Here is a 23,364-nt window from a genome sequence, read left to right on the forward strand (position 1 = left end):
GAGGTGGTCTGAGCACCTCGGCGATGGCCCGTCCCAGCGAAGGTGGCCTGGCACCTGCTGGCCTGGGACCTGCTGGTCGAGAGCAGCTGATCAGGAACATCCGCTCAGGAACAGCTGGTCACACGGTGGAGGGGATCCACTCACGCTGTTCGGACGACTCGGCATCGGCATCGGCAGATGACGATCGTCGGTCTCCGGCATACGTGAAAGCGTCGGTGTCGTACGCACCCTGGTCGGCCGCCTCGGTGGGGCGATTCCTCATGCCATCGCCCGCGGTCGGTGCCATCGCAGGCGCGACGGCCCCGTTCGGATCGTCGTCGACGGTCGTCGACTGCACAGTCTGATCCGACTGAGCGAGCTGACTGTACTGACCCGATTTTGTACTCTGCGACGACTCCGGCCTTTCGAGCGCTTTGGCCTGCTTCCGGGCCCGCTTGTTCCGCTCTCTCTCCTGTTCGAGGTGGAGATTTCCGAAGTCATGCTCGGTGCGCGGCGGCTTGATGCTGTCGATGAGGAACACCAGGGCCAGGGAGACGAGGCCCCAGAGGCCGAGGACCTGCAGGTGTTCGGTGACGACATCTCCACCGAAGTAGATGATCGAACGGATGATCTCCACGGCTGCCGGCATCGGCAGGAAGTCGTGCAGGGTGGAGAAAAACGTCGGTGTCATGTACTCAGAGATCGCTCCGTTCGAGGCGGGCATCCCCGCGAACATGAGTGTGCCGATGACCGGAATGATTGCGAGCATGCCGATGAGTCTCTCGAAGACCATCGCGAACATCGCGATGCAGAAGATCGCGATGATTCCTGCTCCCCACAGCTGCGCGAAGTGGCCTTCGACAGCACCGGTGATCGGTCCCGCGATCAGAGCGACCACCAAGGACATGAACGGTGCGTAGACCGCGGTCAGGGGCACCATTCTCTTCAGCGGCCGGCTCCAGGGGTTCGCATTGGCTCCCACGATGACCACCATGAAACCGGCGAGGATCCAGCCCATCGCCACGTACATGACGACGACGCCGTTCTTATCGCGGTCCGGAAGCGGAGCAACATTGTCGACCTTGAGATCCATGTCCTGCGCTGAGGCGACCTTGTCGAAGATCTGATTGACGACACGATAGGCGCTGTTGTTTCCAGCTTCGTTGGCGATCAGCCCGAACTCAGGGTTCTTCTGAGAAGGGAGCACGAGAGCAGCGACTTCATCTCGATCCTTGACGAGAGCTCGGGCTTCGTCCTCATCCGTTGTGGCAGTGAAGTCGAACATGTCTTTGCCCATGTTCTTCTCGAGACCGGCGATAGTCTCATCAGCCTGCTCAGTGGAGGAACCGACCACGGTGACAGGCATGTCCTTCGGCGCCGGTGAACCCATGGCGCCGAGCATGAACGTGATCATCATCGTGACCATAGCCAGTGGGAAGACGATCAGCGAGATGTAGCGCAGCACCTTCGAATCCGGGCGCCGACCTCCATACAGCGACGGGATGTTGACCGTCAGCGGTTTCGGGTCGGGATTGCGCTTATGCGAAATGTAATCGTAGGCCTTCGTCAGAAGGAGACCGACGACAGCCCCGATGACCAGCACCAGGAGGTGCCCGGTGACCCCATTGCCGTTGAAGTAGAGCACCGAGCGCAGGGACTCGCCGATGGCGGGCATCGGCAGGAACTCGTGAGTGAAACGGAAGAACCGCGGCATCGTGTAGACGGGCATCGCCATGTTCGACGAGGGCATGCCGAGGACCATGAGCAGCAGGATTCCGAAGATCACGCCCAGGGCGCCGAATATACGGGTGATGAACAGCTGAACACACGAGATGGCGAAGACACCTAGCCAGGCGACGCCGAGTACGGCAACCGTGTCCTTGACGTCGACGACGTCGAGAATCGGGCAGGTGACAGTCCACACCAATCCAGCGATGACTGCAGCCCAAGCCCCGAGGATGGGGACGATGCGTTTGAACTTCAGTAGTTCGGGAGAGTTCGAGCGCAGCACGCTAAAGGGCAGATAACCAGCCATGACGATCGCCGTCATGAGGAACATCGCGCCCAGACCTGTAGGATCGTTGCCCGGCAGCGGAGCAAGATCCTTGGAGTCGACCTTGAGCCCCTCATCGTGGAGCGCTGGCATGACGAGACCGGTGATTGTCGTCGACTGCTGCAAACCGGCGCCGCTGGCTGTGTACAGCGTGGCCTTCTTACCCTTGACGACAACGGCGGCCGAGGCTTCGCGGTCATAGACCATCTGGCGTGCGGTGTGCGCATCGTCGGCGGTGTCGACATCGAGGGCATCCGGTTCGGAGCCATTGAGGGCGTACTGCAGGTTCGCGGCCTTCGACTCCGATCCGGCGACGACAACAGGCATGTCTTTGGGCGTCGGGGAGTGCATGGTGCCGAGGTATCCCGTGATCATCATGCCCACGAAGATCAACGGCATGATGAAGATTGCGACTGTCCGGCCGATCAGCTCAGCTTTCGCCCGCTTTGCCGCGGCGGCCTCGTCGTCAGCAGCAGACGTGCTGTGGCCCGCGTCGGTGGCGTCCCGGTCATCATGAGAATGTCGTTCGGTGTGGCTGGCGTGCTGATCGTCGTGCGATTCGTACTCACGGGCCTCGCGGCGGGTGAGCGGTGGCGGTGGGGTGGTCACTGTCGTCCTCCTGGCAATAGGGAAGTCGAGTGATCGCCGTTGACCACCTTGAACTCGTCTACTTTAAGACACGTGACTTAGAATTGTGAAATCGAGTGTTGTTTGCCAGGGTGATGGCTATATACGTGCCGAGGCGGTCATGTGGTGCGTGCAGAGACGACGGGTATGAGGAAGACGAGGGACATGGGAGTGCAGAGTGATCGTGCGCGAGAGGCGCTGCTCAATGCCGCAGAGGAGCTCTTTGCCGTCAACGGCATCGATGCCGTGTCGAACCGTCGCATTGTTGAGTACGCTGGCGCGGCGAATCATTCCGCGATCTCGTATCACTTCGGCGGCAAGGACGGGCTTCTGCGGGCGATTCTCAACCGACATGTCAGTGAGATGGCGGAGCGCCGAAACGAACTCATCGCGGAGCTTGGCGATTCGCCGAGCATCCATGACTTCGTCCGCTGCCGCCTGAGCCCACTGTTCGAGGTCTTCGACAGTCTTCCCCGGCCCAGCTGGCGTGCGCAGTTCATCTCGCAGGTGCGTTCGGTGCCCTCGGCTGTGGAGGTCGCTAAGTCAGTGGCGGCTGAGACCGGCATCCCAGAAGACCTGAGGTTCATCCACGGGGAGGTTGAGGGCATTTCGGAGGGAGTCTTGCGCGGGAGGGCCTATCTGCTCGGGCATATGGTGATCGGGACCTGTGCCGACCAGGAGGAGCGGATGAATGACGGCACGCACAAGGGCAACTGGGAACAAGTGGGACGATTCCTCATCGACGCAGCATCGGGCATGCTTGCGGCTCCTGTGACTGCCCCCGACGGCGCGGTGCGGTACCCCGCGGTTCCGTTCATCTAAGCGCTGAGCTTCACCAGCGCACGAGGACCGAGTTCATCAGGATGCTAGCGCTGAACTTCATCGGCGCACGAGAGCTGGGTGCATCGGTGCGCGAGGGCAGAACTCACCGGCATGCGAAGGCGTGATTCATCGGCGTGTGACGGAAGGGCCGACCAGCGCGCGAAGGCTGGTTTCGGTGTGCTTGCAATTGCTCAGCTGCAGCCGTCCGGTCCGCAGACGGCGCCGTCCGGGTAGGAATCGCTGCTGCCCTCGGCGGCCGCACCAGCGGCAGCGCCTGATTCTCCAGGTCCGCCGGCGAGGACGGTGAGCTTATGGCTCTCGTCCCAGGCGGTGTCGAGTGCCTGAGTGAAAGCTTCCGGGGGCTGAGCGCCGGAGATGCCGTATTTGCGGTCGATGACGAAGAACGGAACGCCATTTGCGCCGAGAGCACGCGCCTCAGCGATGTCGGACTTGACCTCGGCAGAGTACTCGTCCGAAGCAAGGATCCGACGAGTCTCGTCGGTATCGATGCCAAGGGTCTGGCCCACCTCGGCGAGGTAGTCGACATCACCGATATTGCGTCCGTGTTCGAAATGACCGGACAGGAGCGCCTCCTTGGCCTCTGACATGACCCCGTGAGTCTTCGCGAGGTGGAGGAAACGGTGAGCGGTGAAGCTGTTGGCGACGACGATGGAATCGAAATCGTAGTTCAGTCCCTCGCCAGCGGCCTGCTGGGTGACGTGATCGAACATCTGCCGGACCTGATCGGCAGGCATGCCTTTGGCCTGGCTGAGGTACTCGGTCTCTGTTCCGTCGTACTGATCGGGAAGAGTGGGATCGAGCTGGAAGCTGCGCCACTCGACATCGACATCGTCCTTGTGTGCGAAGCCCTCAAGGGCTGTCTCGAAGCGACGTTTGCCGATATAGCACCAGGGGCACGCGATGTCTGACCAAATCTCAATCTTCATACCAGCGTCAACCCGGTGGTTGAGGCGCTTATTCCCCGACCGTGATGGGGCAGGCAGGTGCGCACGGTCGTCAGAACAAAGCTTCCTGACGTGGGGGAGTGAGGCTTGCGGCCAATGGCTGGGATTGAGATGTCGAGCGATTCTGTGGGTCACCTCGGCGGGTCTTGGGGTAATCGTCATCAGCTGAACCGCGCAGGTCGTAGTGGTCGATGAGCGGATTGATCCGCTTGCCCAGCCAGGTTCGGTACTCCTTCGAGGCGTACGAGGAGGAGCCGTACATGCGGCGGTAGCGGGTCAGAAGCTCAGGATGTTCACGCTCGAGCCAGGAGAAGAACCACTCGCGGGCACCGGGCCGCAGGTGGAGGGCGCCGTAGACGACTCGTGACGCACCGGCTTCTTTGATCGCCTTGAGCGCGGTGTCGAGGTGCTCCATCGAATCGGTGAGCTTCGGCATCACGGGCATGAGGAAGACCGAGACGTCGAAGCCCAAATCGGCTGCCGCCTTCACCGTAGCCAGCCGGGCAGTGGTCGTCGGGGTGCCGGGCTCGATGGTCTGCTGCAGCTCGTCATCAAAGATGGCGATCGACATGCTGATCTCCACATCAACATCCTCCTTGGCGCGGGCGAGCAGCGGCAGATCACGGCGCAGGAGAGTGCCCTTGGTGAGGATCGACATCGGCGTCGACTGCTCGGCAAGGGCCGTGATGATACCGGGCATGAGAGCGTAACGGCCCTCGGCACGTTGGTAGGGGTCGGTGTTCGTGCCCAGTGCGACGAGTTCGCGGGACCACTTCGGCTTGGCCACCTCGGCGGCGAGGACCTCTGGGGCATTGACCTTGACGATGACCTGCTTATCGAAGTCCTCGCCGGAATCGAGGTCGAGATAACGATGAGTATTGCGGGCGAAGCAGTACACGCAGGCATGCGAGCATCCGCGGTAGGGATTGACCGTCCAGGTGAACGGCATAGAACTGGTCGGTGGAACCTTGTTGAGCACGGACTTCGCAAGCACCTCGTGAAAGGTAATACCAGAGAATTCCGGTGTGCGAACGGTGCGAACGAGTCCTTTGACGCCGAAGAGCTCGGGGGTTGCTGGGGCCTGTGGTTCGGGCGTCGGGTTGGGTGCCGGCTCGAGCTGGGTGGGCAGCTGGGTGGGCGGCAGGGTGGTGGAAGCGGGCTGCCGAGGGGAGGTCTGCGAGGACTGCTGATCGCCAGTGGGGGACTGGTTGTCGGAGTCGGTCCGGTCGTCGGCTGATTCCTGGCCGAATGCGCTTGGCTGCTCGGCTGCTCCAGTGTGCGCGAGAATGCCCTGCTGTCCCCATCTCATACCCTAATTCGAACACGTGTTCTAAAGGCTGTCAAGGGAGCTGGTTGAACGTGAAGCTGAAGGTTCATGCACGGGTGGACCGTGCCGGGGCGGATTGTGCCCGGGTGGATCGTGCCCGGGTGGATCGTGCGAAGGCGAGCCGTGGTGCCGGCGGGGAGTCAGGACACCTTCATTCCCTTGAACTCGCTGCGGTGGAAGACTAGGGCGTCTTCGCCGTCGGCGCTGCTCGCAGAGAGGATCTCAAGCAGGGCCACCGTGTGATCGCCAGCCTCGACCTCGCTGTAGAGCCGAGTCCAGAGCAGTGCCGGACTGTCCGGGATCGTCAATGCGCCGTCGCCGGTGATCACCGGGTCGATCCCAGAAAAGCGCTGCGCGCGGTCCTTCGACGCCAATTGCTTGGCCAGGTGCGACTGATGGATCCCAAGCAGGGAGATGCCCAGTGCTGGTGCAGTTCGCAGGAACGGCCAAGTCGCTGAGGTCTTCTGTACGGCAACGCTGACCAGCGGCGGATCGAGCGAGACTCCCACGGTCAGCGTCGACGCGACGAGCCCGAGCGGCGCACCGTCGACCTCGGCGCCGATGAGTGCAACTCCCTGCGGGAAGTGCGAAAAGGTCTCGCGCAGCTCCTCCGGGGATGGGGCGCTGGTCCTAGCCAAAATGGTCATTCCTTCACCTTCAGTGCTCGGTGGGCGACCCGGAAAAGCTGGAATCGCCCGAGTGCATCCGGATCGCCGAATCCGCTCAACAATGTCTCGTGCGTTGCCTTGATCATTGCAAATGTTTCGCGAACTCGCACGCGTTGACCGGCATAAGAACGGCCATGTGTCCTCGTGTGACAGTGAAAGTCATCGAATGACAGTGGGCCGACACCGATTCTCGCACTGTCCCTAGATTGCTCAACGACCCTTGTCCACATTGGTCGAGTTGATCTCGAACAAGCTGACCAAGCAGCTCGTGAGTCCACTGCACCGAGCACTGAGGAAGAACCATATGACACAGTCCTCCGTCACGGAGAAGATCACCGAGGAACCGCCTCGGCGGGCCTTCGACGGCAAGAAGCGCGTCCTCCTGTCGGCCTTCGCCGGCACCACAATCGAGTGGTACGACTTCTACCTCTACGGCACAGCGGCAGCACTCATCTTCAACGTGCAGTTCTTCCCCAGCCACAGCGAACTCGGCAGCAGTCTGGCCGCCTTCGCAAGCCTCGCCGTCGGATTCTTCGCACGTCCGTTGGGTGGGATCATCGCCGGTCACTTGGGGGACCGCGTCGGCCGCAAAGCCCTCCTCGTCGTCTCCCTGCTGTCAATGGGAATCGCCTCGACCCTCATCGGTGTGGTGCCGAACTTCGACGCGATCGGCTGGTGGGCGGCAGCAGGCCTCGTTGTCTTGCGCATCGTCCAGGGACTCTCGGCCGGTGCCGAATGGGGTGGCTCCGCGCTCCTGTCGGTCGAACACGCACCGGCACGCAAACGCGGCCTCTTCGGCTCCTTCACTCAGATCGGGTCGGCGGCCGGCATGCTCCTGGCCACGAGCGCATTCTTCACCGTGCAGAACCTGCTCACTGACGAACAGTTCGAATCGTTCGGCTGGCGCATCCCGTTCCTCGCCTCGGCCCTGCTCGTGGCGCTGGGACTGTGGATCCGCCTCGGCGTCAGTGATGCTCCGGAGTTCAAGGAACTCAAGGCCTCGGGGAACATCGCGAAGGCACCGCTGCGCGATGTGCTGACCAAGCACCCTCGCGTCCTGCTCACCACGATCGGCCTGCGCCTGGCGCAGAACAGCGTCTTCTATCTCATCACCGTCTACATGCTCAGCTACCTGGCCGATAACCGCGGCGATTCGACCTCCGGGGTCACTGCTGTCATGATCGCTTCGGCCATCGGGCTGTTCACCGGACCGTTGTGGGGTTGGGTCTCCGACAGGGTAGGACGCAAACGCGTGACTGTCGGCGGCATCATCGGCGTGGCCGTCTTCGGCTGGATCTTCTTCGCCTTCCTCGATGCCGGACCACTGGCCTTCCTGCCCATCGTCGTCATCCTCGGCATGAACCTCGCCCACGACGCGATCTACGGGCCGCAGGCTGCCTGGTTCGCCGAGCAGTTCCCGATCGAAGTCCGCTACTCGGGAGTGAACATGGGCTACCAGCTGGGCACCGTCATCGGCGGCGGGATCATGCCGATGATTGCGGCGCTCCTCTACGTCGTCGGCGGACACTCGCCGTGGCTGATCTGCGGCTATCTCACCCTGCTGTGCGTACTCTCGCTCATCGCTGCACTCGCGGCGAAGGATCCCGCCCGCGAGCTGGCTGTGCAGGACACAGGACTGAACTGACACACAGGACTGGACTGACACACAGAACTGGACTGACACACAGAACTGGACTGAGACTTCATACCTTTTGCCACTGACCAGCCGTGGCACTGGCCGCCCGTGCGACTGACCAACCGTGCCACTGACCAACCGTGGCACTGACCGACTACGAAAGAGAAACACGATGACGAAACCCATCCTGCTCAACGCCTTCGACATGATGACCCCGGTCCACCAGTCGCCGGGACTGTGGCGCCACCCGGAATCCCGGGTCGATGAGTTCACGCAGCTGTTCTTCTGGACTGACCTGGCGAAGACCCTCGAAGAGGGCGGGTTCTCGTCGCTGTTCCTCGCCGACATCCTCGGGGTCTACGACGTCTACGGCGGCAACGCCGATGTCACGAACCGAGGGGGAGTCCAGTTCCCGCTCCTCGACCCTCTCGTCGCAGTCCCGGCCATGGCCGCTGCGACGAAGACACTGGGATTCGGCGTGACCGCCTCGGTGACCTATGAACAGCCCTACCTGCTGGCGCGGACTCTGACGACCCTCGACCATTTCACCAATGGGCGCGTGGCCTGGAACATCGTCACGAGCTACGTCGACTCGGCGGCCCGCAACCTGGGCCTCGAAGGCCAGATTCCCCACGACGAGCGCTACGACCGCGCCGACGAGTACATGGACATCATGTACAAGCTCTTCGAAGGCTCGATCGCCCCCGACGCCCTGCGCGCCGACAAGGATGCCAACGTCTTCGTCGACCCCGACAAGGTCCACGACATCAACCACGAGGGCAAATTTTTCACCGTCCCCGGTCAGGCGCTGGCCACCCCCGGGCCGCAGGGCACGCCGCTGCTCTTCCAAGCCGGCGCATCGAAGCGCGGTCAGGAGTTCGCCCTCGACCACGCCGAGGCGATCTTCTTCTCCGGTCCCACACCGCAGATCGTGCGCACCTGGGTCGACAAGGTCCGCGACGGACTCGAAGAGCGCGGACGCGCTCGTGACAGCGTGAAGATCTTCGCGCTCGCCACAGTCGTCGTCGACGACACGGACGAAGCCGCTCAGGAGCGCCTCGCCGACTACACGCGCTACGTCGACACCGAATCCGCGCTCTCGCTCTTCGGCGGTTGGACCGGCGTCGACCTCTCCGGTGCAAAGCCCGACGACCCGCTGGAATACGTCGCCACCGACGCAAACCAGTCGGCGCTCGCCTCCTTCACGACCATGGCAGGGGACAGGACGTGGACGATCCGCGACCTCGCCGAGTTCGTCGCCATTGGCGGACGCGGACCCGTCATCGCCGGCTCACCAGCCACGATCGTCGACGAGTTCGAGCGGTGGATGGCCGAGGCCGACATCGACGGGTTCAACATCGCCGCAGCCGTCCGCCCTGCCGACGCCGAACGCTTCACACAGTACGTCTCGCCCGAACTGCGCCGCCGCGGACTCCTGCCCGAGCCCGTTGAAGGCGCGACGGTGCGCGAACAGCTCACCGGAAACGGCCCCCGTCTGGCCGAGGATCACACGGGTGCCGGGTTCAGGGTGGACGCCGCCGCGCTCGTGTGAGCGGTCGTTCCTGAACCCTGGCTCATGAACCCTGGCGCATGAACCCTGGCTCATGAACCCTGACTCATGAGCTCAGCTTCGTGGTCGGTGGATGAACGTCTCGCAGTTGACCTGCCAGTTCATCCGCCGGCCACTTTTTGTGGATAATGGTCTGCGGCCATTTTCCGATCCGCCGATCACCTGAGGATCCCGCATGAGCGCAGCGATGCCCAAGACCACCGCCGAGACCGCCTCGGCGCCCAAATATCAACGCAAGGCGCTCTTCGCCGCAGCGGTCGGATACGGACTCGACGGCTTCGATCTCCTGATCCTCAGCTTCGCACTCAGTGGCATCATCGTCTCCTTCGGCCTCAGCGACGTCCAGGCCGGATCGCTGTCGACGATCACCCTGTTCGGAGCGGTGCTGGGCGGGATCGTGTTCGGGGCACTGGCCGACCGCCTCGGCCGGGTCAAGGTCCTGACCTGGACTGTTCTCATCTTCGCGGTGTTCACCGGGCTGAGCGCGATCGCACAGGGATACTGGGACATGGCCGCCTACCGGTTCATCGCCGGCATAGGAATCGGCGGTGAGTTCGGGATCGGCATGGCCCTGGCCGCCGAGGCGGTCCCCGCGAACCAGCGCGCGCGGGCAACGTCGTGGGTGGGCGTGGGGTTCCAGCTCGGCGTCTTTGCCGCCGCTATGGTCTCGGCTCCGGTCATCGCGCTGTGGGGATGGCGGGCACTGTTCGTCATCGGACTCTTCCCCGCGCTCTTCGCCTTCGCCATCCGCCGAGGCGTCGAGGAACCGGACAAGTTCGTCGAGTCTCAGCAGGCGCGGGCCTCGTTTGCGGCGAAGATCGGCGCGCTGTTCAAAGACAAACCCACCATCAAGATCACCTTCGCCCTGATCGTCCTCTCAACCGTGCAGAACTTCGGGTACTTCGGCATCATCGCGTGGCTGCCGAACTATCTGTCCGAGCAGATGGACCTCGGAGTGACCAAGGGTTCGCTGTGGACCGCTGTCACAGTCATCGGCATGCTCGCAGGCATCCTCATCTTCGGCCAGGTCGCCGACCGGCTCGGCCGTCGTCCCGCCTTCTGGATCTTCCAAGCCGGCGCGATCGTCTCGATCCTCGTCTACAGCCAGATGACCGATCCTTCGGCGCTGCTCATCGGCGGCTTCTTCATGGGTGCCTTCGCCAATGGGATGCTCGGCGGCCACGGAGCCCTGTTGGCCGAGATGTACCCTACGGAGATCCGCGCCACGGCTCAGAACGTCATCTTCAACATCGGGCGCGCGCTCGGCGGTCTGGCCCCTATGGTCATCGCTGCTCTTGCCGGTTCCTTCGGTTTCGGTTTCGCGCTGGCGTTGCTGCCGGCGATCTACGTGATCCAGTTCCTTGCAATGTTTCTGCTGCCTGAGAAGCGCGGAGTCGAATTGGAGTAGGAGAGCGGCATCGGCTGGGCCCGTGCCGGATCGGTCGGTGCTGGCTGACGAGGTGTTGGCTGACGAAGTGTTGGCTGACGAGGAGCCGGCTCATTCGCACGCAAGTCCGCTATGGCGGGGAAGACGACAGCAACGCCAGGGTTCAGTGAAGTGCGTCATGCGATCCGTGACGCTATGTGACACGCTTCCGCTGCGTGAGCCCGCTGATGCCTCAGACTAGGCGATTGTGACTTATCCGGAACAGGCCGAGAACTCGGCGAACACACCAGACACAGCCGGCACCAGCACAGGCAATGCTGCGACGGGAACTACCACAGCTGATCCGACTGCGCGGCGGCTCATCCGCTCGGCTTCGGACATCCACGCGACTCTTGCCGAGTTCGGATCCCAGGGCACGAAGACCAAGGCCGTGATCATCCTGGCCCTGGGCGGGATCTTCATGGACGCCTATGACTTCTCGTCCCTGGCCTTCGGCATCACCTCGATCAAGGAACAGTTCGGGCTCACCGGATTCATGACCGGCCTCGTCAATGCGTCGATCATGGTCGGTGCCGTCATCGGCGCGCTCTTCGGCGGATACCTCGTCGACCGCTTCGGCCGGTACAAGCTGTTCATGGCAGACATGGTGTTCTTCGTCGTCGCCGCTATCGGCTGCGCCCTGTCTCCCAACGAGTGGGTCCTCATCGCCTTCCGCTTCGTCATGGGCATCGGCGTCGGGCTCGACCTGCCCGTCGCAATGGCATTCCTCGCCGAGTTCTCCAAGCTCAAAGGCAAGGGCAACCGTTCGCAGCGCGTCAACGCCTGGTCGCCAGCCTGGTACATCGCGACTGGAATCGGCTACCTCATCGTTCTCATCATCTTCGTCACCCTGCCCTACGACCAGCACGCGATTCTGTGGCGCATCGTCGTCGGCTTCGGTGCAGTCCCGGCACTCATCGTGCTCCTCGTCCGTCGTCGCTATCTCGCCGAGTCGCCCGAATGGCTCGCCAATCAAGGGGACCTGCGTGCGGCTGTCGACGTCATGCGCTCCCATCACAATCTCAACGTCGAACTCGCCCCGGAAGCCAGCACTTCCGCAACCGCAGGGACAGCCGGAACTGCAGGGACAGTTGGCACTGATGGCACTGCCTCGGCGGATCGACGCGGGGGCAAGTGGAGCGGTTTCGCGGAGCTCTTCGCACCGAAGTACCGAGTGCGCACGATTGTGGCGTTGTGCGTGTCCGTGTTCTCGACCTTCGGATACAACGCGGTCGCCTACGGCACCCCGCTGATCATCACGACCCTGTTCCACCAGACGCCGCTGGTCACGATCATCGCCTCGCTCGTCATCAACCTCGGCTTCGGTGCCATCGGCGGACTGCTGGGAATGACGATCGTCAACCGTTTCGGCACCCGCCGGATCACGTTGGTCGGCTTCACGATCCAGGCGGTGGCCCTTGGTCTGCTGGCAGTCGTCGGCATCCCGACCGGAGCACTCGTGCTCGTGTCCGTGGCCATGCTCGCGGCCTTCGTCTTCGCCCAGGCAGGCGGGCCCGGAGCCAACCTCATGAACTACGCAACCTTGTCCTACCCGACGAGGCTGCGCGGCATCGGCATCGGCTTCAACCAGTCCGTTCTGCGCGCGTTCTCGATCGTCTCACTCATCATGTTCCCGATCCTCGCCGGGTCGATGGGCACCGGCGTCTTCTGGATCGTCGCCTGCGCACCGCTGGCCGGAGCGATCGCCGTCGGCATCGTCAAGTGGGATCCGACGGCACAGGACGTCGAAGAGCACGTGTGAACGACTGAACGTCTGGAAACTGGGTACACGAGATGGGTGCCATCGGCTGGTCGTCAGCCGGCGGCACCCATTGCTGTCCGCGGGCGTGGTTCGCGTGCAGGTGGCAGTTCTGGCCGGCTGTGACTCTGGTGGTCGGCTGGCGCGGCAGAAGCTGCGGACTATCAGGCGAAGCAACATATGGTATGCCAAAACTCCAGGGGCTTTCCTGTCGGGCAGCGCGGCGCGTAGAGAACAGGGTTAGTGCCTAGATTCCGTGTCTTGATGCGTTCAAGTAAGCGCTTCGGGGCACATTTCCGTTGCGGTGCAACTGTGATGCGGGTTACGCTGAGCTCGTCAAAATCCGCAGCACGATGCTGTTGAGTCAGATTTGGTATTCCAATCTGACCTATCGGCTCGTCGCAGTCAGATTCGAGTGAACCGTATGGCAAAGTCCGAGAGCACTGCCGCTTCCGCATCAGGCAGTTCAGGGTCCAACGCCGCTGCACCCAACGCCGCTGCACCCAACGCCGCTGCACCCAACGCCGCTGCACCCGCCACTGGCGCACTCACCAGGCTGGGGCCGAGCGCCGAGCAGCTGGCGGCGAACGGGATCAGTCCGCGGTTCTACAACGCGGACCTCGCGCCGAGCAAGAAGGAAGGGCGAAGCTGGACCGCCTACAGCGTATTCACGCTGTGGGCCAACGACGTGCACTCGCTGGGCAACTACGGCTTCGCATTCGGACTCTTCGCCCTCGGCCTCGGTGCCTGGCAGATCCTCGTCGCACTGCTCGTCGGAGCCGCACTGCTGTTCTTCCTGCTCACGCTCTCGGGCTTCATGGGTCACAAGACAGGCGTGCCCTACCCGGTGATGAGCCGCATCGCCTTCGGTATCCACGGAGCTCAGCTGGCCGCCTCGGTGCGCGGAATCGTGGCGATCGCCTGGTTCGGCATCCAGACCTACCTGGCCTCGAGCGTCCTCAACGTCCTCCTCATCACGCTCATTCCAAGTCTTGAGCCGTGGGCCGACACGGAGTTCCTCGGACTCTCCGGCCTCGGCTGGTTCTCATTCACTCTGCTCTGGATCGTTCAGGTCATCATCGTCAGCTACGGCATGGAGATGATCCGCAAGTACGAGGCGATCGCCGGACCGATCATCCTCGTCACGTTCCTCGCCCTGGCAATCTGGATGCTCTCGCGAGTGAACTTCTCGATCTCCTGGTCGCGCGACGGCGCCCTGTCCGGGTGGCCGATGTGGATGCACATCCTCGGCGGCGGTTCCCTGTGGGTCTCGATCTACGGCACCTTCGTCCTCAACTTCTCCGACTTCACTCGGGCCGCGAAGAAGAAGGGCTCGATCGTGGTCGGCAACTTCTGGGGCATCCCCATCAACATGCTCGTCTTCGGTCTCGTCGTCATCTCCCTGGCCGGCGCCCAGTACGAGCTCGACGGCACGGTCATCACCTCACCGGCCGACGTCGTCCAGTCCATCGGCAATCCGATCCTGCTCGCGCTGGCGTCCCTGGCTCTGCTCATCCTCACGGTCGCGGTCAACCTGATGGCGAACTTCGTGGCACCGACCTACGCCCTGACGAACCTCTTCCCACGTCATCTGAACTTCCGTCGCGCGGCGCTGATCTCAGCGATCATCGGCTTCGTCATCCTGCCATGGAACCTCTACGACTCGCCCGTCGTCATCGTCTACTTCCTTGGCGGACTCGGCGCTCTGCTGGGGCCCCTGTTCGGCGTCATCATGGTCGACTACTGGGTGATCCGGAAGACGAAGGTCAACGTGCCCCAGCTCTACACTGAGGCCAACGACGGGGAGTACTTCTACCACCACGGCGTCAACTGGCGCGCGATCGGAGCCTTCATCCCCGCCTCGGCGATCTCACTGGTCTTGGCGCTCGTGCCGGCATTCGTCGCCTTCTCCGAGTTCTCCTGGTTCTCCGGAGCAGGCATCGCCGCAATCATCTACTTCGTCATCGCCCGCCGAGACTTCACTTTCCGCGAGGTCGATGGCGAGGAGATCGCCGTCCCCACAACCCACTGATCCCACCAAATCCACTCACTCCACCAAAATCGCTGACCCCACTCACTCCACCAACATCACTGACCCCACCATGGACTGATCGGACACCCAATATGAGAATTCTCGTCGTCAACGTCAACACGACCGAGTCGATGACCGAGGGGATCGCACGAGCGGCGCGGGAGGCCGCCTCGGCGGGGACCGAGATCGTCGGCCTCACCCCGACTTTCGGTGCCGAGTCCTGTGAGGGCAACGTCGAGAGCTACCTCGCGGCCTTAGGCGTCATGGACGCCGTGATGAAGTATCCGGGGCAGTTCGACGCGGTCATCCAATCCGGCTACGGCGAGCACGGACGCGAGGGTCTGCAGGAGCTCCTCGACGTCCCGGTCGTCGACATCACCGAGGCAGGGGCTGCCCTGGCCATGTTCCTTGGCCACCGGTTCTCCGTCGTCACGACCCTCGACCGCACGGTACCCCTCATCGAAGACCGCCTGCTGCTGGCCGGGCTGAACACGCACTGCGCGTCGGTGCGGGCCTCGGGAATGGCCGTCCTCGAACTCGAGAACGAACCCGATCGTGCCGTGGAGGCGATCGCAGATCAGGCCGCCGAGGCGGTCGATCGTGACCGTGCCGAGGTCATCGTCCTCGGGTGCGGGGGAATGGCCGACCTCAAAGAGGTCATCGTCGACCGGTGCGAGGTGCCCGTCGTCGATGGGGTCACGGCCGCGGTCAAACTCGCCGAATCACTTGTCGGACTGGGGCTGAAGACGTCGAAGGTTCGGACCTACGCCGAGGCGCGTCCGAAGCAGATGCGCGGGTGGCCGTTCACCGGTCAGTGACGTCGTCTGGCCCCTGTGCCTTCGCCGCTTGAGCTTCCTCGGCCGCATTCGCGAGGCGCTCCTGGTGCTTGTCGTGCTGTTCCTGACTCGTACCAAGGTGGCGGGCGGCGAGCTCTCCGGCCTTCGTCTGGTCCCGACGGGCGATCGCCTCGTAGAGCTCGGCATGCTCGGTTGCGACGAAGTCGAGGTCGTCATGCTGGCTCAGCTGCCAGCGCATGCGTGAGTCGAGGAGTTCGGCGATCTCGACGAGGAGCTGATTGCCCGAGAGTTCGGTGACCGTCGAGTGGAAGTCCGCAGCGACCCGGTGTGCGCCGACGGCGTCGCCGGCTTTCGACAGCTCCCGGCCCTTCGCCATTGTGGCCTCGAGCTTGGCCAGTCCCTCGCGGGTGTGTCGCTGGGCTGCGAGTTCGAATGAGAGCACGTCGAAGGCCGTCCGCACCTCGTTGAGATCGGCGATGTCGCTGGGAGAGAACTCGCGAACGGTCGACCACGTATTCGGTCGATTCGTCACGAGCCCTTCGGAGGCCAGCTGTTTGAGTGCCTCGCGGATGGGGACGCGGCTGACGCCGAGCTCTGTGGCGAGGTTCCGTTCGACCAGTCTGCTACCGGGTTGCCGGACGCCGTCGATGATCTCGTTGCGCAGGGTCTCTGTGACCCGCACTGTCTCCGAACGTGGTGTGTCCTTGTTCTTCACGTCGTCATTCTCTCATTGTCGGCGCCGGCTGGAAGGGAGCCGCGGGCCGGGGGCATCGTCGGCCCACGTGCATCGCCGGGCCGGGGGCAGTATCGCCAGCCCCCGGCCCCAGCCCCAGCTTCCAACCGCCAGCCCCGAGCCCCGAACGTCCAGCCCCCAGCCCCGATGACTGTGATGAGTATTCGCTGTTCAGCGCTTGATCGCACGGCCGAGCGCGTCGAGGCCGACCGAGCCGAGGTTGAGCGCCTTCGTGTGGAAGGCCTTGAGGTCGAAGTCGGCGCCGGACTCGGCCTTCGCCTCATCGCGGAACTGCTCCCACAGGCGCTGACCGATCTTGTAGCTCGGCGCCTGACCTGGCCAGCCGAGGTAGCGGTCGAGTTCGAAGGCGAGGAACGACCGATCCATCGCGACGTTGTCCTGCAAGAACTGCCAGGCCTTCTCGCGGTTCCAGGTTCCGCCGCCGAGGCTCTCGGGAGCGTCGAGTCCCAGATGGAACCCGATGTCGAGGACTACGCGGGCAGCACGCAGACGCTGCGAGTCGAGCATGCCCAGGTAGTCCGCCGGATCGTCGAGGAAGCCGAGGTCTGCCATGAGCTTCTCAGCGTAGAGCGCCCAACCTTCGCCGTGGCCGGAGACCCAGCACATCAGGCGACGCCACCGGTTGAGAGTGTCGGAGACATACGTGGCCTGGCCGACCTGCAGGTGATGGCCGGGCACACCTTCGTGATAGACCGTGGTCTTCTCCTGCCACGTGGCGAATTCGCTCACGCCTTCGGGTACCGACCACCACATGCGACCCGGGCGGGAGAAATCGTCGGTCGGCCCGGTGTAGTAGATGCCGCCGGTCGCCGACGGTGCGATCATGCACTCGATCGTGCGGATCGGGTCTGGGATGTCGAAGTGGGACTTGCCCAGTTCGGTGATCGCCTCGTCGGCGGTGCGCTGCATCCATTCGCGCAGGCCGTCTGAACCGTGCAGGGTGCGTTCGGGGTCCTTGTTGAGCATGTCCATGACCTCGAACAGGTCGGCACCGGGCTGAATCTTCGCGGCGACCTCACGCTGCTCGGCATCGATGCGGGCGAGCTCCTCGAGTCCCCAGGCGTAGGTCTCGTCGAGGTCGACCTCAGCGCCGAGGAAGTCCCTGGAGTAGAGGGCATAGGCCTCCCGACCGCAGGCCTCGTTCTCAGGGGCGCCGGGGAGGAGTTCCGAGCCGAGGAAATCGGCGAGCTGTGATGCGGAACGTCGGGCAGCCTCGGCGTGGGTGCCGAGCTTCTTGCGAAGTGATTCCGGGACGTCGGTGGCAGTCTCGACGAGCGCGTCGAAATTGCTTCCCGGCGCGGCCAGGGCACGGGCCTGCTCGATGACCTTCTCGATCTGGATCCGGGCAGCGACGCGGCCCTGGCTCTTGGCCAGGCTCAGCGACTCCTGATAGCCGGCGAGCGAGGTCGGGACGGCTTCCATCGTCGTGGCGATGGTCTCCCAGTCCGCGGTCGTCTCGGTGGGCATGAGGTCGAAGGCGTCGCGGACCTGCTGCAACGGGGACTCGATGACGTTGAGGCTCGCGTGCTTGATACCCGCGTCGAAGTAGTCGCGGTCGACGGTGAGCCGGTCGCGCATGGCATCGATGGTCACGAGGTCGACGTCGTCGAGGTCAGTCTTGTCAGGGTTTTGCTCCGCAGCGTGCAGCTTCGCCAAAGTCTCGACGGTGAGGTCGTTGAGTGCGGACAGTCCGGCGGGGGAGAAGTCGTCGAAACCCTTCGCTCCGTCGAGTCCCAGATACAGGGCCAGCGACGGGGAGAGGGCGAGTGAGCGGTCGACGTATTCTTCTGCAACGGCATCGATGGCCGAGGGAGTTCTCTTCGGGGTCATGCCGTCAACACTATATTAGGTGCGCCACGTTGACCGTGGACGAGCGCGTCTGGGTGTTCGCCGAGCCTATAGCATAAAGAGGTTGGACGAGGACGACGGAAAGAGAGACTGATCTTCAGTGGCACAGGCACGGTTGTGGACCAAGGACTTCGTCGTCGGCATCGGCCTCAATCTGTCCATGTCGATGGTTTTCTATCTCCTCATGACGTCCATGGCCGGCTATGCCGTCGCCCGCTTCTCCGCTGGTGAGGCCGCTGCAGGGTTCGCCTCTTCCTCGTTCGTCGTCGGCGCGGTCGTCTCTCGTGTGCTGACCGGTAAGTACCTCGACTTCATCGGCCGTCGGAAGTTGCTCATCATCACGATGGCGATCTCGATCGTCGCTTCCATCGCCTACATGTTCGCCGACACCCTGGTCTGGCTCCTCGCCATCCGCATCATCCACGGCATCGCCTTCGGTGCCGGCAACACGGCGATCATGACCGCCATCCAAAGTGTCATCCCGTCCTCCCGCCGAGGCGAGGGCACCGGCTACTTCGGCACCGCCACCACGCTGTCGACCGCTCTGGGACCGTACCTGGGCGTGGTTGTCCCGCGTGCCTACGACTTCCCGATGCTCTTCGCCGCCTCGGCCTTCATGTCGCTCGTCGCGTTCATCCTCTGTTTCATCATCAAGCTGCCCAAGCAGGAGCTCAGCGACTATCAGCGCCGCAGCAAATGGCACCTCAAGCTCTCGACACTGGTGGATCCGGCCGGTCTGCGCATCGGCTCGATCATGCTCATCGTCGGCATCGCCTACGCTGCGGCTCTCGTGTTCCTCGCCGGGTATGCCGAGGACAATGGGGTGGCGAGTGCGGCCTCGCTGTTCTTCGTCGCCTTCGCCGTGGCATCGCTGATCGCCCGTCTCTTTGTCGGGCGCATGCAGGATGCGCTGGGCGACAACTTCGTCATCTATCCCGTCTTCGTCTTCAACCTCATCGGCAATGTCCTGCTGGCCGTGTGGCCGACCATGCCGGGCATCATCCTTGCCGGAGTCTTCGTCGGCCTCGGGTTCGGCTCGCTCATGCCGTGCATGCAGGCGATCGCAGTGAAGTCAGTGCCGATGTCGCGAGTGGCCGTGGCCACCTCCTCGTTCTTTCTGCTCCTTGACGCGGGCTCGGGCATCGGGCCGATCATCCTCGGCGCCATCATGCCGCTGACCGGCGGCAACGGCATGTTCATGCTCTGCGCGGGACTCGTGGTCCTCGGCATGATCGTCTACACCTTCGTCCACGGCCGGCACCGAGGCGGTCGCCCGGGCAGCGAATTCCTCGGCTGACCATGCGGCAGGGTCGGCGTCCGTAGGTCGCGGACACTCCTTCCGCCTCGGCGGTGTGCGCGATAGCCTGAGGGCATGAAATTCGGACTCGCGCAGATCAATTCGACGACCGATGTCGCCGGCAACCTCGAGAAGGTCAGGGACTATACGCGCCGCGCCGCCGAGGCAGGCGCTGCCTTCGTCGTGTTCCCCGAGGCCACGATGTCTGCGTTCGGCCCCGGCCTGCGCGACGTCGCCGGAGAGCGGACGGACTCCTGGCGTGCCGCGATGACCGAACTCGCCGCAGAGACTTCAGTGACGGTCATCGTCGGAGAATTCGCCGCGACCGATGAGAAGGTCATCAACCTCCTCGCCGTGTATTCGCCGTCGGGTGAGCGCAGCGACTACGCGAAGATCCACCTCTACGACGCGTTCGGCTTCAAGGAGTCAGACACCGTCGAAGCAGGGGAGGAGCCCGTGGTCATCACCGTCGACGGCAACGATGTCGGCCTGGCGCTCTGCTACGACATCCGGTTCCCGAAGCTTTTCGCGGAACTCAGTCGCCGAGGCGCAAAGCTCGCTCTCGTCTCCGCCTCGTGGGGTGCGGGGCCGGGGAAGGTCGAACAGTGGGAGACGCTTGCTCGTGCCCGCGCGCTCGACAGCAATATGTTCATCGCAGCCGTGGGCCAGGCCGATCCCGAGGTCACCGGCGTCGCCGTCCCGAAGAAGGGTCCGACCGGTGTCGGCCACAGCCTCGTGTCCGACCCGTTCGGCCATGTGCTCACCTCGCTTGAAGGCGGAGAGGCTTTGGAGATCGTCGAGCTCGATCTCGCCGGCGCGGATAAGGCCGCCGAGGCGATTCCCGTGCTGACGAACGCGAAGCTCGGCTACTGAGGCGCCCAAATCGGGTTCATGGTGTGTCCCCGCTGTGAGTGTGCCCTAAAACACCAACTTTGCACTTGAGGCAAAAATGCACCTAGTGCAATAATGATGGTATGCAGTCGATACCAGCAGGCGAATCGACGCGTCCCCGCGGGGACGCGGTCGGGGTCGCCGATGAGAACAGTGAGCAGCCCGAAGGGCTGCGCGAGCGGAAGAAGCGGCAGCGCAGCCAGGCACTGCGCCAGGCGGCGATAGAGCTGACTTTGGAGAACGGGTACACCAACGTCACCGTCGAAGACATCTGCGAACGCTGCGGAGTGTCGAGGCGGACGTTCTTCAACTACTTCAAGAGCAAAGAGGAAGCCCTCCTCGGTCGTGCCGACACCGTCTTCGACGACGAGGATCAGCCCGCCATCGAGGAGTTCGAAGCCGGAGGACCGACTGGTCGCCTCCTGTCGGATCTGCACGAGCTTCTCGCCGAAGTCGTGCGCACTCGCCTGAATAAGCGCGAGGAGATGCACGCCTATCACCAGATACTCAAGGCCGATCCGTCCCTGATGCAGGTGCAGATGTCGCGGATGGGCAACAACGAGCGTCTATTCCGCGAGATGATCCAGCGCCGCCTCGACGCGGACGCTGGTGAGCCGAACCCCGAAGCAAAGCCCGCTTCGGGTGTGAAGCCGAGCCCCGGTGCGGAGCCCGCATCCGAGGTGAAGCCGAGGGCCGCCTCGGCGAAGGAATCAGTGAAGGCATCGGCACACGAATCGGCGACCGCCGACGACTGCCACACGGACGAGGGCATCCCCGTCTCCCCGAAGGCGGAAGCCCTGGCGGCCCTGGCGATGATGGCGATCAAGGCGACCTTCATGCGCCTGCGCCGAGTCGAGGGCGACCCTGCCCTCGTCATCAGAGAGCTTTTCGACGAACTAACAGAGATCTTCGCAGAGGAATCCGCATGAGCACAGCAACAGCACCGGTGGAGAAGGAGCCGATGGTCCTCAACAAGAGGACGATCATCCTGATCTTCTCCGCACTTATGGCCGCCATGTTCGTGGCCACCCTTGACCAGACCATCGTGTCGACGGCAATGCCGACAATTGTGGGAGAACTCGACGGCGTCGAGCATCAGGCCTGGCTGGTCACGATCTACCTGCTGGCGATGACCATCGTCATGCCGCTGTACGGAAAGTTCGGCGATATGTGGGGCAGGAAGATCATCTTCCTCGTCGCCATCGCAATCTTCGTCGTCGGCTCATTCGGGTCGGGTATGGCGCAGAATTTCTGGGAGCTCATCGCCTGGCGCGGATTCCAGGGCCTGGGCGGCGGCGGTCTGATGATCCTCTCGCAGGCCATCATCGCCGACATCATTCCCGCCAGCGAACGCGGCAAGTACATGGGTCCACTTGGCGGACTGTTCGCGATCTCGAGCGTGCTCGGACCGGTCCTGGGCGGATTCTTCACCCAGCACATGGATTGGCGCTGGTGCTTCTGGATCAACGTGCCGATCGGCATCATCGCCTTCGTCATCGCACTCTTCGCACTCAAGCTGCCAAGTCACAAGTCTGACAAGAAGGTCGACTTCCTCGGCATCATCTTCATGGTCGCAGCGACCTCGCAGCTGATCCTTGTGACCAGCTGGGGCGGTCACGACTACGCCTGGGACTCACCGACGATCATTGGTCTCATCATGGGCACCGTGGTCGCCGCGATCATCTTCGTCGTCGTGGAGAACAAGGTCAGCAACCCGATCATCCCGATCCACCTGTTCAAGAACAAGACGTTCGTGCTCTCGACCGTCATCGGCCTGCTGCTGGGCCTGGGCATGTTCTCCGCCATGGCCTTCCTGCCGACGTTCATGCAGATGGCCGCCGGCACCGACGTGACGGGCTCCGGCCTGCTCATGCTCCCGATGATGGCCGGCGTCATGCTGACCTCGATCGTCTCGGGCATCATCGTGTCGAAGACCGGCAAGTACAAGATCTATCCACTCTTCGGCACCATCATCGCCGGCATCGCGCTGGCATGGATGACGACCATGACCGCTGACACCTCTATGGTTCTCATCGGCTGCATGATCTTCACGATGGGCTTCGGGCTGGGTCTGGTCATGCAGATCATCGTCCTCGTCATCCAGAACTCCGTGGCTCCGGAGATGGTGGGCACTGCGACCTCGACGAACAACTACTTCCGCGAGATCGGTGCCTCCGTCGGCACCGCGCTGTTCGGGTCGATCTTCACGTCGCGGCTCGCCGACAAGATCTCCGAGGCGATGCAGCAGATTCCCGCCGGGGGAGCGGGCGGTGCAGGCGCAGGTGCTCCGACCACCGATTCGCTGACCCCTGAGTCCGTGGCCTCACTGCCCGGGCCCATCCACGATCTCGTGGTCAACGCCTACGCCGATGCTCTGGCGCCGTCGTTCTGGTACATGGTGCCTGTGTTCCTCGTGGCGTTCGTCCTGGCGTGGTTCCTGCCGCAGCTCAAGCTCTCCGACGTCGCCGGAATGGTGGCCCGCGGTGAGGCCGTGTATGGAGAAGACATGGGCGGACCCTCGCGGGGTGTCACTGCAGGTGTCGCCGGTGGTGCTTCCACGCGTGTGGCAGGCGGTGCTTCCGCGGGTGTCAACGGTGGTGCTTCCGCGGGTGTTGCAGGCGGTACTTCCGCAGGTGTCGCCGGCGGGCCGACTCGAGGTGTCGACGACGGCCAGGGCGGCCAGGGCGGCCAGTTGCACGGCCAGCGATTGAGCACGATCTCCGTGGCAGAAGGCCGCGCGCCCGAACCTGGAGTCGACTCGGGAACCATCCACCACGGGGAGCCCACAGCTGGCCGAGTTGAGCCGGGAGCAGACCCGAGCAAGGACCAGTACCGGCTGAAGTGAGCTGACGTGGTGCAACTGGGCCAGCACCCCACCCCAGCCAGCACCCCACCCCAGCCCAGCCAGCGGCA

General features: G+C 63.5%; 17 protein-coding genes. 11 read left to right on the forward strand and 6 right to left on the reverse strand.

The window, feature by feature from the left end:
- Nucleotides 1-118: 118 nt before the first annotated feature.
- Nucleotides 119-2,641, reverse strand: coding sequence for a DUF3533 domain-containing protein (locus tag MPN20_RS17580; RefSeq protein ID WP_242783529.1), 2,523 nt, complete (start codon nucleotides 2,639-2,641; stop codon nucleotides 119-121).
- A gap of 183 nt (nucleotides 2,642-2,824) precedes the next feature.
- Here MPN20_RS17580 and MPN20_RS15315 point away from each other — a divergent pair, with 183 nt between their 5' ends.
- Nucleotides 2,825-3,481, forward strand: a complete 657-nt coding sequence (locus MPN20_RS15315; RefSeq protein ID WP_242783531.1) for a TetR family transcriptional regulator — start codon at nucleotides 2,825-2,827, stop codon at nucleotides 3,479-3,481.
- Between the two features lie 191 nt (nucleotides 3,482-3,672).
- Here MPN20_RS15315 and MPN20_RS15320 read toward each other — a convergent pair whose 3' ends face one another.
- The 3 genes from MPN20_RS15320 to MPN20_RS15330 all read right to left on the reverse strand — a co-directional run bounded on the left by MPN20_RS15320 (nucleotide 3,673) and on the right by MPN20_RS15330 (nucleotide 6,420).
- Nucleotides 3,673-4,428 carry a DsbA family oxidoreductase gene (locus MPN20_RS15320; protein ID WP_242783533.1) on the reverse strand — a complete coding sequence of 252 codons (756 nt, stop codon included), beginning with the start codon at nucleotides 4,426-4,428 and terminating at the stop codon, nucleotides 3,673-3,675.
- Between the two features lie 70 nt (nucleotides 4,429-4,498).
- Nucleotides 4,499-5,755 (reverse strand): Rv2578c family radical SAM protein, encoded by a 1,257-nt coding sequence (locus MPN20_RS15325; RefSeq protein WP_242783535.1) that lies wholly within the window; start codon nucleotides 5,753-5,755, stop codon nucleotides 4,499-4,501.
- Between the two features lie 158 nt (nucleotides 5,756-5,913).
- A complete protein-coding gene (locus MPN20_RS15330; protein WP_242783537.1) occupies nucleotides 5,914-6,420 on the reverse strand; it encodes a flavin reductase family protein in 507 nt (168 codons plus the stop codon).
- A 325-nt stretch (nucleotides 6,421-6,745) separates the two neighbouring features.
- Here MPN20_RS15330 and MPN20_RS15335 point away from each other — a divergent pair, with 325 nt between their 5' ends.
- The 6 genes from MPN20_RS15335 (at nucleotide 6,746) to MPN20_RS15360 (ending at nucleotide 15,682) form a co-directional block, all read left to right on the forward strand.
- Nucleotides 6,746-8,086, forward strand: a complete 1,341-nt coding sequence (locus tag MPN20_RS15335) for an MFS transporter (RefSeq protein WP_242783539.1) — start codon at nucleotides 6,746-6,748, stop codon at nucleotides 8,084-8,086.
- 163 nt (nucleotides 8,087-8,249) lie between these two features.
- Nucleotides 8,250-9,629: an LLM class flavin-dependent oxidoreductase gene (locus MPN20_RS15340; protein WP_242783540.1), complete on the forward strand. Its 1,380-nt coding sequence runs from the start codon at nucleotides 8,250-8,252 to the stop codon at nucleotides 9,627-9,629.
- 193 nt (nucleotides 9,630-9,822) lie between these two features.
- Nucleotides 9,823-11,055: an MFS transporter gene (locus MPN20_RS15345; protein ID WP_242783541.1), complete on the forward strand. Its 1,233-nt coding sequence runs from the start codon at nucleotides 9,823-9,825 to the stop codon at nucleotides 11,053-11,055.
- A gap of 226 nt (nucleotides 11,056-11,281) precedes the next feature.
- Nucleotides 11,282-12,835, forward strand: a complete 1,554-nt coding sequence (locus MPN20_RS15350) for an MFS transporter (protein ID WP_242783542.1) — start codon at nucleotides 11,282-11,284, stop codon at nucleotides 12,833-12,835.
- 421 nt (nucleotides 12,836-13,256) lie between these two features.
- Complete coding sequence (locus MPN20_RS15355) at nucleotides 13,257-14,864, forward strand: NCS1 family nucleobase:cation symporter-1 (protein ID WP_242783543.1); 1,608 nt, start codon at nucleotides 13,257-13,259, stop codon at nucleotides 14,862-14,864.
- A 92-nt stretch (nucleotides 14,865-14,956) separates the two neighbouring features.
- Nucleotides 14,957-15,682 carry an aspartate/glutamate racemase family protein gene (locus tag MPN20_RS15360; protein ID WP_242783544.1) on the forward strand — a complete coding sequence of 242 codons (726 nt, stop codon included), beginning with the start codon at nucleotides 14,957-14,959 and terminating at the stop codon, nucleotides 15,680-15,682.
- On the opposite strand, the gene MPN20_RS15365 is transcribed toward MPN20_RS15360, so the two are convergent.
- Both MPN20_RS15365 and MPN20_RS15370 read right to left on the reverse strand, forming a co-directional pair.
- Nucleotides 15,669-16,376, reverse strand: a complete 708-nt coding sequence (locus MPN20_RS15365; protein ID WP_242783545.1) for a GntR family transcriptional regulator — start codon at nucleotides 16,374-16,376, stop codon at nucleotides 15,669-15,671. The genes MPN20_RS15360 and MPN20_RS15365 overlap by 14 nt on opposite strands.
- Nucleotides 16,377-16,565: 189 nt before the next feature.
- A complete protein-coding gene (locus MPN20_RS15370) occupies nucleotides 16,566-18,245 on the reverse strand; it encodes a DUF885 domain-containing protein (protein WP_242783546.1) in 1,680 nt (559 codons plus the stop codon).
- Between the two features lie 118 nt (nucleotides 18,246-18,363).
- Here MPN20_RS15370 and MPN20_RS15375 point away from each other — a divergent pair, with 118 nt between their 5' ends.
- From MPN20_RS15375 to MPN20_RS15390, 4 genes are all read left to right on the forward strand, one after another.
- Nucleotides 18,364-19,560: an MFS transporter gene (locus MPN20_RS15375; protein WP_242783548.1), complete on the forward strand. Its 1,197-nt coding sequence runs from the start codon at nucleotides 18,364-18,366 to the stop codon at nucleotides 19,558-19,560.
- 75 nt (nucleotides 19,561-19,635) lie between these two features.
- Nucleotides 19,636-20,433: a carbon-nitrogen hydrolase family protein gene (locus tag MPN20_RS15380; protein ID WP_242783550.1), complete on the forward strand. Its 798-nt coding sequence runs from the start codon at nucleotides 19,636-19,638 to the stop codon at nucleotides 20,431-20,433.
- Nucleotides 20,434-20,534: 101 nt separating this feature from the next.
- On the forward strand, nucleotides 20,535-21,380 hold the full coding sequence (locus tag MPN20_RS15385) for a TetR/AcrR family transcriptional regulator (protein WP_242783551.1): 846 nt from the start codon (nucleotides 20,535-20,537) through the stop codon (nucleotides 21,378-21,380).
- Nucleotides 21,377-23,296, forward strand: coding sequence for an MDR family MFS transporter (locus MPN20_RS15390; RefSeq protein WP_242783552.1), 1,920 nt, complete (start codon nucleotides 21,377-21,379; stop codon nucleotides 23,294-23,296). Before MPN20_RS15385 ends, MPN20_RS15390 begins: the two co-directional genes overlap by 4 nt.
- The last annotated feature ends 68 nt before the right edge of the window (nucleotides 23,297-23,364 follow it).

Origin of the sequence: Brevibacterium sp. ZH18, from assembly GCF_022748595.1 — a bacterium.
GTDB lineage: Bacteria > Actinomycetota > Actinomycetes > Actinomycetales > Brevibacteriaceae > Brevibacterium.